12 protein-coding genes are annotated in these 15,459 nt (G+C 72.4%); 4 read left to right on the top strand and 8 right to left on the bottom strand.

Annotated features, from left to right (window positions below):
• Window positions 1-121: 121 nt before the first annotated feature.
• The 4 genes from ABT369_RS08955 (at window position 122) to ABT369_RS08940 (ending at window position 7,125) form a co-directional block, all read left to right on the top strand.
• Window positions 122-259: a hypothetical protein gene (locus tag ABT369_RS08955; RefSeq protein ID WP_350611156.1), complete on the top strand. Its 138-nt coding sequence runs from the start codon at window positions 122-124 to the stop codon at window positions 257-259.
• A gap of 47 nt (window positions 260-306) precedes the next feature.
• Window positions 307-2,334: a phosphocholine-specific phospholipase C gene (locus ABT369_RS08950; RefSeq protein ID WP_350611155.1), complete on the top strand. Its 2,028-nt coding sequence runs from the start codon at window positions 307-309 to the stop codon at window positions 2,332-2,334.
• Window positions 2,335-2,661: 327 nt separating this feature from the next.
• Entirely contained in the window at window positions 2,662-6,036 is a 3,375-nt protein-coding gene (gene lysX / locus ABT369_RS08945) for a bifunctional lysylphosphatidylglycerol synthetase/lysine--tRNA ligase LysX (RefSeq protein WP_502891719.1), read from the top strand.
• A gap of 468 nt (window positions 6,037-6,504) precedes the next feature.
• A complete protein-coding gene (locus tag ABT369_RS08940; protein WP_350611153.1) occupies window positions 6,505-7,125 on the top strand; it encodes a helix-turn-helix domain-containing protein in 621 nt (206 codons plus the stop codon).
• Between the two features lie 16 nt (window positions 7,126-7,141).
• Here ABT369_RS08940 and ABT369_RS08935 read toward each other — a convergent pair whose 3' ends face one another.
• Genes ABT369_RS08935 through ABT369_RS08900 form a run of 8 tightly spaced genes read right to left on the bottom strand, consistent with a single transcriptional unit; the run spans window position 7,142 to window position 15,417 of the window.
• On the bottom strand, window positions 7,142-8,200 hold the full coding sequence (locus ABT369_RS08935; RefSeq protein ID WP_350611152.1) for an alpha/beta hydrolase family protein: 1,059 nt from the start codon (window positions 8,198-8,200) through the stop codon (window positions 7,142-7,144).
• Window positions 8,197-9,216, bottom strand: a complete 1,020-nt coding sequence (locus tag ABT369_RS08930; RefSeq protein WP_350611151.1) for an LLM class flavin-dependent oxidoreductase — start codon at window positions 9,214-9,216, stop codon at window positions 8,197-8,199. Before ABT369_RS08930 ends, ABT369_RS08935 begins: the two co-directional genes overlap by 4 nt.
• Window positions 9,213-9,536: a TIGR04076 family protein gene (locus ABT369_RS08925; RefSeq protein ID WP_350611150.1), complete on the bottom strand. Its 324-nt coding sequence runs from the start codon at window positions 9,534-9,536 to the stop codon at window positions 9,213-9,215. Before ABT369_RS08925 ends, ABT369_RS08930 begins: the two co-directional genes overlap by 4 nt.
• A gap of 3 nt (window positions 9,537-9,539) precedes the next feature.
• On the bottom strand, window positions 9,540-10,514 hold the full coding sequence (locus ABT369_RS08920) for an NADPH:quinone oxidoreductase family protein (RefSeq protein ID WP_350611149.1): 975 nt from the start codon (window positions 10,512-10,514) through the stop codon (window positions 9,540-9,542).
• The gene (locus tag ABT369_RS08915) at window positions 10,511-10,891 is read right to left on the bottom strand and encodes a nuclear transport factor 2 family protein (RefSeq protein WP_350611148.1); all 381 of its coding nucleotides are present in this window, start codon (window positions 10,889-10,891) and stop codon (window positions 10,511-10,513) included. The genes ABT369_RS08920 and ABT369_RS08915 overlap by 4 nt, the downstream gene beginning before the upstream one ends.
• A complete protein-coding gene (locus tag ABT369_RS08910; RefSeq protein WP_350611147.1) occupies window positions 10,888-12,105 on the bottom strand; it encodes an amidohydrolase family protein in 1,218 nt (405 codons plus the stop codon). Before ABT369_RS08910 ends, ABT369_RS08915 begins: the two co-directional genes overlap by 4 nt.
• Complete coding sequence (locus ABT369_RS08905) at window positions 12,102-13,760, bottom strand: hydantoinase B/oxoprolinase family protein (protein WP_350611146.1); 1,659 nt, start codon at window positions 13,758-13,760, stop codon at window positions 12,102-12,104. Before ABT369_RS08905 ends, ABT369_RS08910 begins: the two co-directional genes overlap by 4 nt.
• Complete coding sequence (locus tag ABT369_RS08900; RefSeq protein ID WP_350611145.1) at window positions 13,753-15,417, bottom strand: hydantoinase B/oxoprolinase family protein; 1,665 nt, start codon at window positions 15,415-15,417, stop codon at window positions 13,753-13,755. The genes ABT369_RS08905 and ABT369_RS08900 overlap by 8 nt, the downstream gene beginning before the upstream one ends.
• Window positions 15,418-15,459 lie beyond the last annotated feature (42 nt).

The raw sequence follows: 15,459 nt of genomic DNA, 5'->3' as shown, positions 1-15,459 counted from the left end.
TCGTAACCGCTGGGGTCCCGCCCATGTGGGACCCCAGCGTCCCTGCCGCTGCCGAGTCCGCCGGCCCGATCGCGTGCCGGACGAGTTCGAGCGCCATGCGCATTGCCGATCTTCAATGCACGTGCCATCGTTGATCGTCGAACTCCATCTCCTGTCCTCCGACGCGCTCTGGGAAGGCATCCCGTCCCAGTCCGACCCGTCAGGCAACGCCTGGCAATCCGACCACGCCGCCGTCCTCACGGTCTTCACAGTCGGCTGACCCAACCAGGGGTTTCCAGCACCCCCTCACCCCGAAGGAGACCTCATATGGGACGGCTTAGCCGCAGAAGCTTCGTCACGCTGTCCGCAAGCGCCGCCGCAGGCGCAGTGGTGGCACCGGGAATAGAAACCGGCCCTCCAGTCAGGGCCGCCGCGGCGACCACGGGCACGATCACCGATGTGCGGCACGTGGTGATCCTGATGCAGGAGAACCGCAGCTTCGACCACTATTTCGGGACCCTGAAGGGAGTACGCGGCTTCGGCGACCGCACCGCCGTCACGACCAGCACCGGCAGCTCGATCTTCCGCCAGCCCAACGGCACCGGGTGGCAGTACCCGTGGAAGATGAGCAGCACCCTTCCCGCTGGCGGCGCGGACCCCGACGACATGGCTCAGTGCAACGGGCAGCTGGCGCACAGCTGGTCATCGCAGCACGCGGCGTGGAACACCGGCAAACTCGACACCTGGATCTCCGGAGTCGGCAACGTCCGCACGATGGGCTACCTCGACCGCAACGACATCCCGTTTCACTACGCGCTCGCCGACAAATACACCGTCTGCGACGCCTACTTCTGTTCGACGCTGAGCGCGACGGGACCCAACCGTACCTTTCTCTGGAGCGGCAAAGTCGACGCGAACAGCAAGGACGGCGGCGATGAGTCGGGGCTGACCTGGCAGACCTACGCCGAGGCGCTGCAGAACGCCGGGGTGACATGGAAGGTCTACCAGCGCTCGAGCGACAACTTCGGCGACAACGGCTTGGCGTACTTCCAGCAGTTCACGAGCGCCCCGACGGGCAACCCCCTCCACGATCGCGGCATGGCCTCGGTGCCCGGCACGAAGCCCACACACGAGGCGATCGCCGACGCCATCAGGGCCGACGTCGTCAACGGCACGCTCCCACAGGTCTCCTGGGTGGTCGCCAACGAGGCGTTCTCCGAGCACCCGTCCGCCCCGCCCGGCGACGGCGCGCACTTCGTCAACCTCGTGATCCAGGCCCTCAACGCGGACGCAAGCGTCTCCAACTCGACCGTGCTGTTCCTCAACTACGACGAGAACGACGGCTGCTTCGACCACGTGCCGCCTCCGGTTCCCCCGAGCGGCACCGCTGACGAGTTCCTCGGTGGCGTACCGATCGGGCTCGGCTTCCGCGTACCCATGCTGGTGATCTCGCCGTGGACCCGTGGTGGCTGGGTGAGCTCGGAGGTCTTCGACCATACGTCCGTCATCCGGTTCCTGGAACGGTGGACCGCGGCGCTCGGCAGGCCGGCGACCTGCCCCAACATCAGTGCATGGCGCCGAAAGGTGGTCGGCGATCTCACCGGCGTCTTCGACTTCGCCTCGCCCGTGTACGGGCTGCCGCAACTGCCCGCCACCAGCGTGATCACCCACGCCTACTGCAAGACGCTGCCCAACCCGACCCCGGGCACCAACGCCCTGCCCGCACAGGAGCCCGGTACCCGGCCGGCCAGAGCCCTGCCCTATCAGCCCAACGGCTACCTCGACCGGCTCGAGTTCGGCGCCGGCGGCAAGATCCTGGCCTGGTTCCAGATGGTGAACCAGGGCGCCGAGGCGACGCGGGCGGTCCATTTCTCGATCCACCCCAACGCGTACCGCAACCGCGACCCCTGGCAGTACACGGTCAACGCCGGCGGCACCGCAACCGACTACTTCAACGTCGGGGCAGGCTACGGCTCAGGCCAATACGACCTGAGCATGGTCGGCCCGAACCGTTTCCTGCGCCGCTTCGCCGGCAACGCCACCACCCCCGGCAAGGACGCCTTCGTGAGCAGCTACTACGCGGTGGCGTCCAACACCGGGAAGCAGGCGATCTGGTTCCGGATGAAGCACACATCAGCCTCGGCGATGACCTTCACCATCACGTCGAACCAGTACCGTACGGACGGCCCCTGGACCTACGCGGTGGGTGCCGGGCAGACCGTGGACGACTGGTTCAACGCCGTTGCGTACAACAACGGGTGGTACGACTTCACGATCACCGTCAACGTCGACCCGGCCTGGTCGCAGCGCTTCACCGGCCACATCGAGACCGGCATGCCCAGCGTATCGGGATGACCACCGACCGGGGCCGCCTCGCACGACTTGCGCAGTGGCCTCGGTGGTGTTCAGGGATCAGGGCGAGGAGGCTTTCGGCGATGGCGTCGCCGAAAGCCTCCTGCGGCTTGTCTACGCGGTGCGCCGACCCGTCGAACCCGGCCGGGATGCCGTGGAGGTGCAGGACGCCGGAGATCCTCGGCCAGCGTCCAGGACGCACCGTCGTGGCCTCTTCGCGCCACATGCTAGGCGCCGGCCGCGATACCGGGCCTGCCGTAATCCATGGAATGTGAAGATGCTTGCGTGACCAGACTGCTCGAACGCCGAACCGGGGCATCGCCCGCACCGATGCCCGCACGCGCCGACGGCCGGCTGGACCGCGTCGCGGCCTGGTCCGGGCGGGTCGTGACCATCGCCGGTCTGTGGGTCGTGGTCAGCCTGCCGTTGCGGCACGTCGCGTGGGTGTGGTGGGTCGACGACGTGTTCGGTCTGCTCAACCTGCCGGTCGCGCCGAACCTGTTCATCGCCGCCTCGCTGCTGTTGCTGGGCAGCGCACTGCGTCGCCGGCTGTGGGCCGCACTGATCCTGCTGCTGGTGTACCAGGTGCTGGTCACGCTGTCGGATGCGGCGGCCACCGTTGTCCTGGCGGTTTTCTGGGACGGTTTGGCGGCCGCGGAGCGCCCCCACCCGTGGGAGATGGTGTCCATCGCGGCGTCGGTGCCGATCGGTGCGATTTTGGTCGTCCTGCTGTGGCGTGCCCGCGGCCGCTTCCCGGCCCGGCTGTCCCCCGGCAGCCGCCGCGGGGCGCTGCTCGTCCTCGCCGCCGGGCTGGGGCTGTCGTGGCTGCTCGCCCTCGCGCTGACCGAACTGTTCCCGCACACGCTGCGCGGCCTGGGCGAGTCGCTGGTGTGGGCCACCCGGTCGGCGTTCGGGCTGACCGCGCCCGAGGACAAGGCCGGCCTGCACGGACATCGGGGCCACCACTGGATCGCGGTACTGTCCGGCACGGCCTCGGCGGCGGCGCTGTTCGCGGCGGTCGGGGTGTTCCTGCGCTCGGCCCGGGCCAAGCAGTTCCTCGGCGCCGACGACGAGCTGCGGATCCGGCGACTGCTGCTGGACAGCGGCGAGCGGGACTCGCTGGGATACTTCGGCACCCGGCGTGACAAGTCCGTCGTCTTCTCGCCCGACGGGCGGGCCGCGATCACCTACCGGGTGGTCGCCTCCGTCAGCCTGGCCAGCGCCGACCCGATCGGGCACGCCGCCTCCTGGCCGGCCGCGATCGAGGCGTGGCTGGCCGAGGCGCGCCGGTACGCCTGGTTCCCGGCCGTGCTGTCGGCCAGCGAGGCCGGCGCGGGCGCCTATGTCGCGGCCGGACTGAAGGCACTCAGCATCGGCGACGAGGCGATCCTCAACGTCGCGGACTTCAGCCTGGAGGGCCGGACGATGCGGCCCGTCCGGCAGGCGGTCACCCGGGTCCGCCGCGCCGGCTACGCGGCCGAGGTCCGGCGGCATGGCGAGCTCGACCCGGCCACAGTCGCCGACGTCGCGCGCCTGGCCGAGTCCTGGCTCGGCGACGCGCCCGAACGCGGGTTCTCCATGGCCCTCGGCCGGCTCGGCGACCCCTCCGACGAGCGATGCGTCATGGTCGTCGCCCGCGACGCCGAAGGCCGCATCCGCGGGCTGCTGTCGTTCGTGCCCTGGGGGGCCAACGGTCTGTCGCTCGACCTCATGCGCGCCGACCGCACGGCCGAGAACGGCGTCAACGAGTTCATGATCGCCGGGCTGGTCGAGGCCTGCCGGGAGCTGCGCGTGCGGCAGATCTCGCTGAACTTCGCGATGTTCCGGGCGGTGTTCAGCTCGGCCGAGCGTGTCGGCGCCGGCCCGGTCGTCCGCCTCACCGACACGGCCCTGTCCGTGGCGTCACGGTTCTGGCAGCTCGAGTCGCTGTACCGCGCCAACGCCAAGTACCGTCCAGTCTGGCTGCCGCGATTCCTGTGCTACGACTCGTCGCTGACCCTGACCCGGGCCGCCATCGCCGCCGGCATGGCCGAGGGGTTCCTGCCGGCCTTCAACCCCGCCGGACGGCTACAGGACCACGAGCAGATCCGGCTGGAGACCGGCGAGAGCGTCCCCTTCCCGGTCGCTGTCCACCGACAGGAGCAGGAGAGGCTCGCCCTCATAGGCACCGTGCGCCGCGTCGGCGAGCAGCAACTCACCCGCCTGGCCAAGGCCGAGCGGCTGGCCCGGGCCGGCCGCCAGCCCTATCCGGTGAGCGTGCCCCGGACCACGACCCCGGCCGACGTCCGGCAGGCCCACCCCGGTCTCGCCCCGGACCGCCGCACCGGCGTCCAGGTCTCGGTGGCCGGCCGCGTCCGGGCGCTGCGTGACCTCGGCGGCGTCACGTTCGGCGTGCTGCAGGACGGCACCGGGGCGACCCTGCAGGCCATGCTCACCGCCGACGGCACCCCGGCCGAGGAGAGGGCCTGGTGGAAGAGCACCGTGGACCTCGGCGATCACGTCAGCGTCACCGGTGAGGTGGTCACCTCCCGGCGGGGCGAGCTGTCGGTCCTGGTCTCGGCGTGGACGATGGCCGCGAAATGCCTGCGCCCCCTGCCCGGCCGGCACGCCGGGTTCACCGACCCCGAGGCCCGCGTCAGCCGACGCCACCTCGACCTGCTCGTCAACGCCGACTCGATGCTGGTCCTGCGCCGGCGTAGTGCCGCGGTCAAGGCCCTGCGCGACGGCTTCGCGGCCCGCGGGTTCGCCGAGGTCGAGACCCCCATGTTGCAGCCGGTCCACGGCGGCGCGACCGCCCGGCCGTTCCGCACCCACATCAACGCCTACGACATGGATCTCTATCTGCGCATCGCCCCCGAGCTGCACCTCAAGCGCCTCTGCGTGGCCGGCATGGAGAAGGTGTTCGAGCTCAACCGGAACTTCCGGAACGAAGGCGCCGACGCCACCCACAACCCGGAGTTCACGTCGGTTGAGGCGTACCAGGCCTATGCCGACTACCACACCATGCGCGAGCTCACCCGGGACCTGATCCTCGAGGTCGCCACCGCGGTCCACGGCACCCCGTCCGCCCTGCGCCCGGGCGACGACGGCGCGCTGCAGCCCGTCGACCTGAGCGCCCCGTGGCCGGTCGTGACCGTCCACGCCGCGGTCGGCCGGGCCTGCGGCACAGACATCACGCCCGATACCCCGGTGGCCGCCCTGCGCGCCATCTGCACCGCCCGTGACGTCCACGCGCCCGCCGACGCCACCGCCGGCGAGCTCGTCCTGGAGCTCTACGAGGCGCTCGTCGAGAAGCAGACCACGTACCCCACCTTCTACCTCGACTTCCCGACCGAGACCTCGCCACTGACCCGCGCCCACCGCGACGACCCCCGCCTCGCCGAACGGTGGGACCTCGTCGCCTACGGCATGGAGCTGGGCACCGCCTACTCCGAACTCATCGACCCCACCGAGCAGCGCGCCCGCCTCACCGCCCAATCGCTCAAGGCCGCCGCCGGTGACCCCGAGGCCATGCAGCTCGACGAGGCGTTCCTCGCCGCGCTCGACTACGCCATGCCACCCACCGGCGGCCTCGGGTTGGGCGTCGACCGGCTCGTCATGCTGCTGACCGGCACCACCATCCGCGCCACCCTGGCCTTCCCCTTCCACCGCCCGGCGCCGGCACCGTCTGACGCTGTGCCGCCTCGCCGTGGCGACATCACCTGAAGCTCCGGCGGCAAACCCCACCGGGCCGACGATCTTGCGCGCCTTCGGCGGTGCCGCCGGCGGCGTCGGGGCCGTTGCGGCCCTCCCCGGCCGAGCTGGTTCACGGCCAGCGCGGACGAGGCCGTCGCATCGTCCGCGCGGTCGCCACCGCACACGGGGCGCGCATCATCGCCGAACCACGACCCGGCGGCGGACTCGACGTCGCCGTGTCCTTTTCCGACCGCCGAGCCGGCCCAATCCGAGTAGCCCCCGCTGCCCGCACACCGAAACTTTGACCACAGTGGACATCCGGCGCGGAGGCTAGCGCAGCTTGATGCCAGCGCCCCAGCAGACCGGCTCGGAGTCCGGATGTACGTAAGAACACCCCGAACTGTGGCACGGACGACCGCGAATCGGGGACTTTCGGGGGGTCCTCACCGCCGGACCAAGTTCGATAGGATCGAACAAGTTTCGGCAGGAGGTTCGAAGGTGCGCACGACGGCAAGGCAGGACCGCGTCGAGAACAACGGGCAGGCGCTGGTCGGGGCGCGGATGCGCCAGTTCCGCAAGGAGCGCGGGCTGACGCTACGGGGCCTCGCCACCCAGTCCGGCCTGTCCATCGGGTTCCTCTCCCAGGTCGAGCGGGGCATCTCGGCGATCGGACTGACCGCCCTCAACGGCGTGGCCGCGGCGCTGGACCGCCCGGTCTCCGAGTTCTTCCACGCCGACGACCAGGCGGCACCGCCGCAGGTGCCGATCGCCGACCTGCCGGAGCATTTCACGTTGATGCGCGCCCAGAACGGCGCGACCGAGTACGTGTCCGGCCAGATCACCTACCGCATGCTTTCCGACCGCGGCCCGCACCTGGTGCTCGAGCCGATGGTCGTGCACATCGCCCCCGGCGGGCGCCGCGAGGAGGCCTACGGTCACGCCGGCGAGGAGTTCGCCTACGTGGTGTCGGGCGAGCTGCTCTACGAGGTCGACGGCATCGAGCACCGGCTCTTCCCGGGCGACAGCCTGCACCTGCGCTCCAGCACCCCGCACCGGCTCTACAACGACACCGACGAGGTCACCACCGTGGTCTCGGTGGTGACCCCGCGGCTGTTCTAAAGATCGTTGTTCACTCTCACATCAAAATTTCGTTGACCGCGTCCATCGTCGCCGCCCAGGCCGGCGTGCGCGGGTCGATCACGTCGAAGTGGTCGGCGGGCAGCTCCAGCCGGACCACGCGGTCGCCGGCCGCCAGCGCGGCCCGGGCATAGCGGCGGGACATGTCGACGAGATCCAGGCCGTCGCCACGGCCCTGAACCACGACCACCGGCACGCCCAGCGGCAGCCGCAGCAGCGGGTCCGCCGCCGCCAGCGCGGCCTCGTCGCCGCGCAGCGCCGCGGCGACCGCGCCGGTACCGATCCCGCGCCGCTCGCCCTCGGCAAGGTCGAGGACGCCCGCCTGCGACACGACCACCGACACCGCACCGGGCGCGTCGGCCGCCGCCCGCACCGCGAGCTGCCCGCCGGCCGAGTGACCGAACAGCACCAGCCGCGACGGATCGACCCGGGGGTCGGCGGCCTCCGCGAAAGCGAGGCCCGCGGCGACGTCCGCCGTCGTCGCCGCCCAGCCGTGACGGTCCGGGCGCCGGTACTCGAGGTTCCAGGCGGCGAATCCGCGGTCGGCCAGATCGATCGCCATCGCATCCATGAGGTCGGCGCCCCAGACCGACCGCCAGAAGCCGCCGTGCAGCAGCACCGCGACGGGCGCCGGCCCGGTGCCGGCGGGCAGCCGCAGCTCGCCCCACTGCTCCGGGCCGGACCCGTAGGCGATCCGCCGGGCCGGGCGCCGCAGCCGGTGCACCGCCCGCCGCACGGCCCAGGTGACACCCCAGATCTCACGGCCCTGGTGATGCTCCGACCCGGGCGCGACGGGTTGCGACCCGGTCGCGGTGAGGTCGAGCCACACGGTCCGCGCGGCGTGGGCGCCCGGCGCCGTCATCAGCCGCCGGGCCGGTGCCGTTGGCCCGGGCAGCACGACGACGGCGCCGGTCGTCTCCTCCAACGCCGGCGCGAGGTCATGCGCCTCGCGGACGGCGCCGTCCACCCCGAGCCCGGCGAACTCGGCCTCGGCCAGCTCGCGCACCAAATCGAGGTCGGCGACCAGACCCGGTCCCACGATCACATCGACGTTCACGCCGCCTCCCGGCGCAGCAGGGGCAGCACCGCGCCGCCGAGCAGGTCCACGCCGCCCTCGTCGGTCAGCCCGTGCGGCGTGCCGAACTCCACCCGCCCGACGCCGGCGTCGATCAACGCCTGCGCCTGCGCGGCGACCTGCTCCGGCGTGCCGGAGAACGCGAAGAGGTCGAGCACGTCGTCGGGCACGAGCCGGCCGGCGGCCTCGTCCTCACCCCGGTCGACCAGGTCGGCGACGCGACGCACGAGATCCGCCGGTACACCCGCGGTCGGGTCGAGCTCGGCGACGACCGCGAGATACATCGCGACCTCGGTGCGGGCCTTGGCCCGGGCGGCGGCCCCGTCGCGGTCGACCACGGTCACCGCGCCGAGCACGATCCGCACCTCGTCCACCGACCGGCCGGCCGGTTCGGCGCCCGCCCGCAGCCGCTCGCGCACGACGCCGACCATCGCCGGGTTGGCGCTGCCGCCCACCTTGATCTCGGCCGCGATCCGGCCGGCGAGCGCCGCGCCCTGCGGGCCCCAGGCGCCGATCAGCAGCGGCGGGTCGGGGCGCTGCACCGGATAGCGCAGGGCGGCGCCCGGCGCCAGCTGGAACACCCGGCCGTCGAAGCCGTCGGTCCGGCCGCCGAGGAGGCGGTAGACGACCTCGGCCGCCTCGCCGAGCGCGGCGATCGGCCGGCGCTGGTCGATCCCGACCGCGCCGAGCCAGGTGCCACGGGCCAGCCCGAGGTAGGCGCGGCCGGCCGATGCGAGGTCGAGCGCGGCGACCTGCCCGGCGATCTCGTAGGGCGCCATGGAGTACGGGTTGAGGCAGGCGGCGCCGAGCCGGACGCGGGAGGTGGCGCCGGCCATCTCCAGCAGCGGGAAGATCGGCGGCTGGAACATGAGGTCGCCGAAGACGGTCAGCACGTCGAAGCCGTGCGCCTCGGCCGCCCGGGCGAGGCGGGCGTAGTCGCCGGGCCGCTTGTCGCTCTGGATGCCCAGACCGACCTCGACCCGCGCCGGGGCACTCACGTGAGATCCGCCGATCGCATCCCGCGCAGGCGGGTGCGCTCGACCCGCATCACCAGGCGCTCCTCCGGATCGGGGCAGCAGAACAGGGTGTCGCGCTCCAGCCAGTCACCGGCCGGCAACGCGCGCTGCTTGGCCGCCAGGAACGGCAGGACGGCCGCCAGGGCGTACACGCAGAAGTGCTTGCCGTCGGGCAGCCGCAGATGGGCGCTGCGCTCCAGCTCGAAGCAGTCACCGACCGCCATCCCGCAGACCGAGCGGCCCTCGATGCGCTCGACGGTGACTTTGAGGTCGTAGATCTCCATGTCGTTGTCCTGGGACATGCCTCACCCTCCGATGCGGACGACGATCTTGCCGGTGGTACGCCCGGCCGCCAGGTCCTGCAGCGCCGCCGGCGCCCCCTCCAGCGGCTCGACCCGGTTGACCGGCGGCCGGACGGCGCCCGAGGCGTACAGCGCGAACAGCGCCGCGTAGGCGGCGGCGACCTCGTCCGGCCGGCGCCACGGGTAGGCCGAGCCCCACGACAGGCCGACGAGGGTGGCGTTGCGGGCGACGAGGCGCATCGGGTCGACGGCGGGTGGCGGCCCGGCCGCGGCGCCGACGGCGACGATGCGCCCCTCGAAGGCGAGGCAGTCCAGCGAGCGGGTGAACACGTCCCCGCCGACGGGGTCGATCACGACGTCGGCCCCGGCGCCGCCGGTGGCGGCGTCGACGGCCCGGACGAAGTCCTCGGTGTGGTAGTCGATCGCGACGTCGGCGCCGTTGGCGCGGCACGCCTCGGTCTTCGCCGGGCCGCCGGCGGTGCAGATCACCCGCGCGCCGCGGGCGACCGCGAGCTGGGTGGCCGCGATCCCGACCCCGCCGGCCCCGGCGTGCACCAGCACGGTGTCCCCTGCGGACACTCCGGCGCGCTCCAGGCTGAACCAGGCGGTCTGGTACGTCACCGGAATGCCCGCGGCGATCACCGGGTCGAGCGCGGCCGGCCGCGGCACGAGCAAGCCGGCGTCGATGGTGACGGTCTCGCCGAGGGCGCCGTGCGGCAGCGCCGGGCACCCGATCACCGCGCGGCCGGCGTCGGGCCCGGTCAGGACCTGCCCGCTGAACTCGACCCCGGGGGTGACCGGAGGGTCCGGCCGCACCGGGTACGTCCCGCGGCACAGCATCACGTCGAGGAAGTTGAGGCCGACCGCCTCGACCGCGACGGTGACCAGGCCCGGGCCGGGCTCCGGGTCGTCCGGCACGTCGGCGACGACGAGCACGTCGAGCGGCTCGCCGTCGCGGTGGGCGACGAGGCGTTTCACGGCCGCACCAGCTCGGCGTGGTGGTGGACGATCAGCCAGCCGTCGCCGGTGCGGCGCAGCACGTCGGTGACGCGGGTGACGGACGCGTCGTCCTCGCCGCGGCAGTACAGCTCGTAGCGGGCCACGCCGACGTCGCCCCACACGTCGATGCGCTTCGCGCGGGCGACCATCTCGGCCAGCACCGGACGCCGGCCGGCGGCGTCGCGGCTGTCGCGGTACTCGTCCAGCTCGGCCCGGGTGCGCAGCGGCCCCGGCAGGTGCGTCTCCCAGGTGGTGACATCCGCGTCGAGGTGGGCGTCGAAGCGGGCCCGGTCGCCGGCGAGGAACGCGGCATACATGTCGTCGATCGCGGCGGCGATCTCCACGCCGGCGGTCACGGCCGCACCCCGGCCCGGTCGTCGCGCACCACGGCGCCCCCCTTCATCACCCATCGCACGCCGCGGAACGCCGAGGTGTCCGCGGCCGGGTCCCGGTCCATCGCGATCAGGTCGGCCAGCTTGCCCGGCTCGACCGTGCCCAGGTCCTGCTCGGCCCGCAGCCAGCGCACCGGCCCGAGCGTGCCGGCGTAGAGCGCCCGCTGCGGCCCGACGACGGCCGACATGTGCTCCAGCTCGCGGACGGTCGCGTTGGTGCCCTCGAACGCCCAGAACGGCGGCATGTCGCTGCCCAGCAGCACCTCCACCCCGGCGTCGACGGCGAGCTCGTAGCTCTTGAGGTGCCGCTCGCCCGCGCCCAGCGACCGCCGCTGCATCCACTCCGGGACGCCCAGCTCGTCGAAGAACGCCTTGCACCGGGTGACGAGCAGGGTCGGCACGAGGGCGGTGCCGCGCTCGGCCATGAGTGCGGCCAGTTCCGCGGTCAGCTCGTAGCCGTGCTCGACACAGTCGAGGCCCAGCTCGACCGCCTCCGTGATGACCGGCGCCGGCCCGGCGTGGGCCGTGACCCGCCGCCCCCAGTCGTGCGCGGTCTTCAGGACCGCCGCCAGCTCGTCGGGGTGCAGCTGGCGGGTGTCGATCGACTCGTGCTGGCCGGCGATGCCACCGGAGATCATCACCTTGATCAGGTCCGCGCCGGCCTTGACCTGCTCGCGTACCCCGCGCCGGAACCCGTCGACGCCGTCGCACTCGAGGGTGTCGCTGCTCTCGTGGCCGTGCCCGCCGGTGCACACCAGGGCGCGGCCGGCGGTGAAGATCCGTGGTCCGGGCGTGCGGCCGGCCTCGATCGAGCGGCGCAGCGCGAAGTCGGCATGGTCCTTCTCGGCGACGCAGCGGACCGTCGTCACTCCACAGTGGAGGGTACGGCGGGCGCCGTCGGCCATGTAGAGCGCGAGCTCGTGCGGGCCCATCTGCTTGAGCCGGTCACCGGCGGCGCCCGGCAGGGTGAGCGACAGGTGGGTGTGCATGTTGGCCAGGCCCGGGGTGATCCAGGCGCCGTCGAGGTCGATGCGGGTCGCGTCGCCGCCGGCCTCGGCCAGCACCCGCTCGCGGGGGCCGACGGCGGCGATCCGCTCGCCGACCACCAGGACGGCGGCGTCCTCGACCGGCTCGATGCGCGCGTCGACGACCGTGCAGTTCTCCAGCAGCAGGCTCAAGGTTCCACTCCGTAGATCGTGCGGGCGGCCTCGGCGGAGACGTAGCCGTCGGCCACGTCCTCGCGGACCGCGTCCGGATGGCGCAGGGCGGGGTCACCGTGTCCCCCGCCGCCGGCGGTCAGCACCGTCACCCGGTCGCCGGCCGCGACGGTCGTGCGCCTGGTGCTCACGGCGCGCTCCCGCGCGGTGCCGGGGAAGATCACGACGCGGTTGGCCTCGGGGGCCGCGCCGCCGTCGATCGCCCACGGCCGGGACTTCGTCTTCTTGATCACCGACAGGAACTCGCCCGGGGTCACGAACCGGATGTCCCGGCGCAGCCCCGGTCCGCCGCGGAACCGGCCGGCCCCGCCCGAGTCGGTGCGGATCTCCATCCGCTCGAAGAACATGCCGGTCTTCGCCTCGAGCACCTCGACCGGCGTGATCCGGGCCTGGGTCTGACACGGGTGGTTGGCCGGCCCGATGCCGTCGTGACCGGGCGTCCCGCCCCAGCCGACCGGCTCGTTGTTGGACACCGCGAACAGCGCGCCGGTGTCGGGGTGGACGCCGACCATCATGAACCCGGGCACGTCACCGCCCGACGAGGCCGGCAGCCGGCCGCCCATGCCCTGCGCCAGCGCCTTGTAGATCAGCTCCAGCGCGACGGTGCCGGTCCATTGGGTGAACGTCGCGGCCGGGTAGACGGCGTGGAAGAGGGTGCCCGGCTCGGCCCGCACGACCAGCGGCGCGAAGTGGCCCGCGTTGGTCTGCTCGGTCGGCGTGGTGATCGCCTTGAACGCCACCCGGCAGGTGGCGATCGTCGCGCCGAGGGGCAGGTTGACCGGGCCCGGCACGGCCGGCGACGAGTCGGCGAAATCGACGGTGAACGTGCCGCCGGCGATCGTCACGGTGACCCGCATCAGGATCGGGTCGTCGGTGATCCCGTCGTCGTCGAGCCAGTCCTCGGCCGTCCACGAGCCCTGCGGCAGGGCGTCGACGGCCTCGCGGGCGGACGCCTCGGCGGCGGCGACGACGGCGTCGACCACCGCGCCCACGGTTTCCCGGCCGTAGGTGGCGAACAGCTCGGCGACCCGCCGCTCGCCGGTGCGCAGGCACGCCACCTGGGCGTGCAGGTCGCCGAGCACCGCGTCGGGCATGCGCGAGTTGAAGCGGATCAGCTCGAGGATCTCCCGGACCGGCTCGCCGCCCGCGAACACGCGGGTGCCCGGGAACAGCAGACCCTCCTGGTGTACGTCGGTGGAGTCGAGCACGTAGCCGGGGTCCTTGGCGCCGAGGTCCATCCAGTGGGCCCGGACGCAGAGGAAGGCCACGAGCGCGTCGTCGACGAACACGGGCGCGAACAGCGTCGCGTCGTAGGCGTGCGCGGCGTTCCAGTACGGGTAGTTGAGCAGCACGATGTCGCCCGGCCGCAGCGTGTCCCGGCCGACGTACTCCACACCCTTGCGGATCGAGTAGTCGTTGGCGCCGAGGAAGCGCGACAGACCCGTCGACTCGGCGACCAGGCGCAGATCGGCGTCGTAGATCGAGATGCCGAAGTCGTGGACCTCGTAGATGACCGGGTTGAACGCGGTGCGCACGAGCGCGGCGCGCATCTCCTCGGCCGCGGCCACGAGATAGCTGCGCACCACCTCGGCGGTGGCGCCGTCGACCTCAGGCATCCTCGACCCCGTAGACCTCACGGGCCTGCTCCGCCGACACGTACCCCTCGGCGACGTCCTCGCGCACCAGGTCCGGGTCGCGCTCGCGCGGGTCGCCGTGCCCGCCGCCACCGGCGCTCAGCAGCGTGACCCGGTCGCCGACGGCGACGACGGTGCGCTTGGTGCTGACCGACTGTTCCCGGTCGGTACCCGGGAAGATGATCACCCGGTTCGCCTCCGGGGACAGCCCGCCGGCAAGCGCCCACGGCCGGGCCTTGGTCTTCTTGATGACCGACAGGAACTCCCCCGGCGTGACGAAGCGGATGTCGCGGCGCAGGCCCGCCCCGCCGCGGAACCGGCCCGCCCCGCCGGAGTCGGCGCGGATCTCCATCCGCTCGAAGAACATGCCGGTCTTCGCCTCCATCACCTCGATCGGCGTGATCCGCCCGGTGCTGCCGGAGACGTGGGTGGCGGCGTTCATGCCGTCGTGGTGCGCCGTGCCGCCCCAGCCGACGGGCTCGTTGTTGGAGACCGCGAACAGCGCGCCGGTGTCGGGGTGGATGCCGACCATCATGAACCCGGGCACGTCGCCGCCCGAGGAGGCCGGTAGCTGGCCCGGCATGCCCTGGGCGAGCGCCTTGAGGATCAGCTCGACCGCGACGATGCCGGTCCACAGCGTGAACGTCGGCTGCGGGTACACGGCGTGAAACAGCGTCCCCGGCTCAGCCTTCACCACCAGCGGCGCGACGGTGCCGGCGTTGGAGGGCTGGTCGGCCGATGTCAGCGACTTGAGGATGACCTTGCAGATCGCCTCGGTCGCACCGTAGGGCATGTTGACCGGCCCGGCCACGGCAGGCGACGACCCGGCGAAGTCGACCGTGAACGTGTCATCGGCGATCGTGACGGTCACCTTCATCTGGATCGGCTCGTCGGTGATGCCGTCGTCGTCGAGCACGTCCTCGGCGCTCCAGGAGCCCTGCGGCAGCGCGGCCAGGGCCGAGCGGGTGCGGGCCGCACCGTCGGCGATCATCCGCTCGATCGTCGCCTCGACGGTCGGCCGGCCGAACTTCTCGACGATCTCCAGCAAGCGGCGCTCGCCGGTGCGCAGCGCGGCGATCTGGGCGTGCAGGTCGCCCATCACCTCGTCGGGCATGCGCGAGTTGAACCGGATCAGCTCGTGGATCTCGCGGACCGGCTCGCCGCGCGACACTACCTTGGTGCCCGGGAAGAGAATGCCTTCCTGGTGTACGTCGGTGGAGTCGAGCACGTAGCCCGGGTCCTTGGCGCCGAGGTCCATCCAGTGCGCCCGGACGCACAGGAAGCCCAGCAGCGGCCCGTCGGGCTCGAACACCGGGGCGAACAGCGTCGCGTCGTAGGCGTGCGCGGCGTTCCAGTACGGGTAGTTGAGCAGCACGACGTCGCCCGGGTGCAGGTTCTCCCGGCCGACGTACTCCACGCCCTTGCGCAGCGAGAAGTCGTTGGCGCCGAGGAAGAACGTCAGCCCGGTCGCCTCGGCCACCAGGCGCAGGTCGGCGTCGTACAGCGAAAGCCCGAAGTCGTGGACCTCGTAGATGACCGGGTTGAACGAGGTACGAATAAGCGTCGCACGCATCTCCTCGGCCGCGGCGAGCAGGTAGGAGCGCACAACCTCGGCGGTGGCACCATCCAGCTGGGTCATGCGCCCTCCGCTTCGCTCCGGCCGCACGACTTTCGAGCTGAA

The sequence above is a fragment of the Dactylosporangium sp. NPDC000244 genome (genome assembly GCF_040300725.1).
GTDB lineage: Bacteria > Actinomycetota > Actinomycetes > Mycobacteriales > Micromonosporaceae > Dactylosporangium.
Note: the sequence above shows the minus strand (reverse complement) of the source record. Positions and strands in the feature narration are given on the sequence as shown.

Excerpts from the sequence above, each read along its gene's own strand:
- ABT369_RS08950 (WP_350611155.1), top strand. The coding sequence starts at position 307 with ATGGGACGGCTTAGCCGCAGAAGCTTCGTCACGCTGTCCGCAAGCGCC.
- lysX (WP_502891719.1), top strand. The coding sequence starts at position 2,662 with ATGCCCGCACGCGCCGACGGCCGGCTGGACCGCGTCGCGGCCTGGTCC.
- ABT369_RS08925 (WP_350611150.1), bottom strand. The coding sequence starts at position 9,536 with ATGTCCCAGGACAACGACATGGAGATCTACGACCTCAAAGTCACCGTC.
- ABT369_RS08905 (WP_350611146.1), bottom strand. The coding sequence starts at position 13,760 with ATGCCTGAGGTCGACGGCGCCACCGCCGAGGTGGTGCGCAGCTATCTC.
- ABT369_RS08900 (WP_350611145.1), bottom strand. The coding sequence starts at position 15,417 with ATGACCCAGCTGGATGGTGCCACCGCCGAGGTTGTGCGCTCCTACCTG.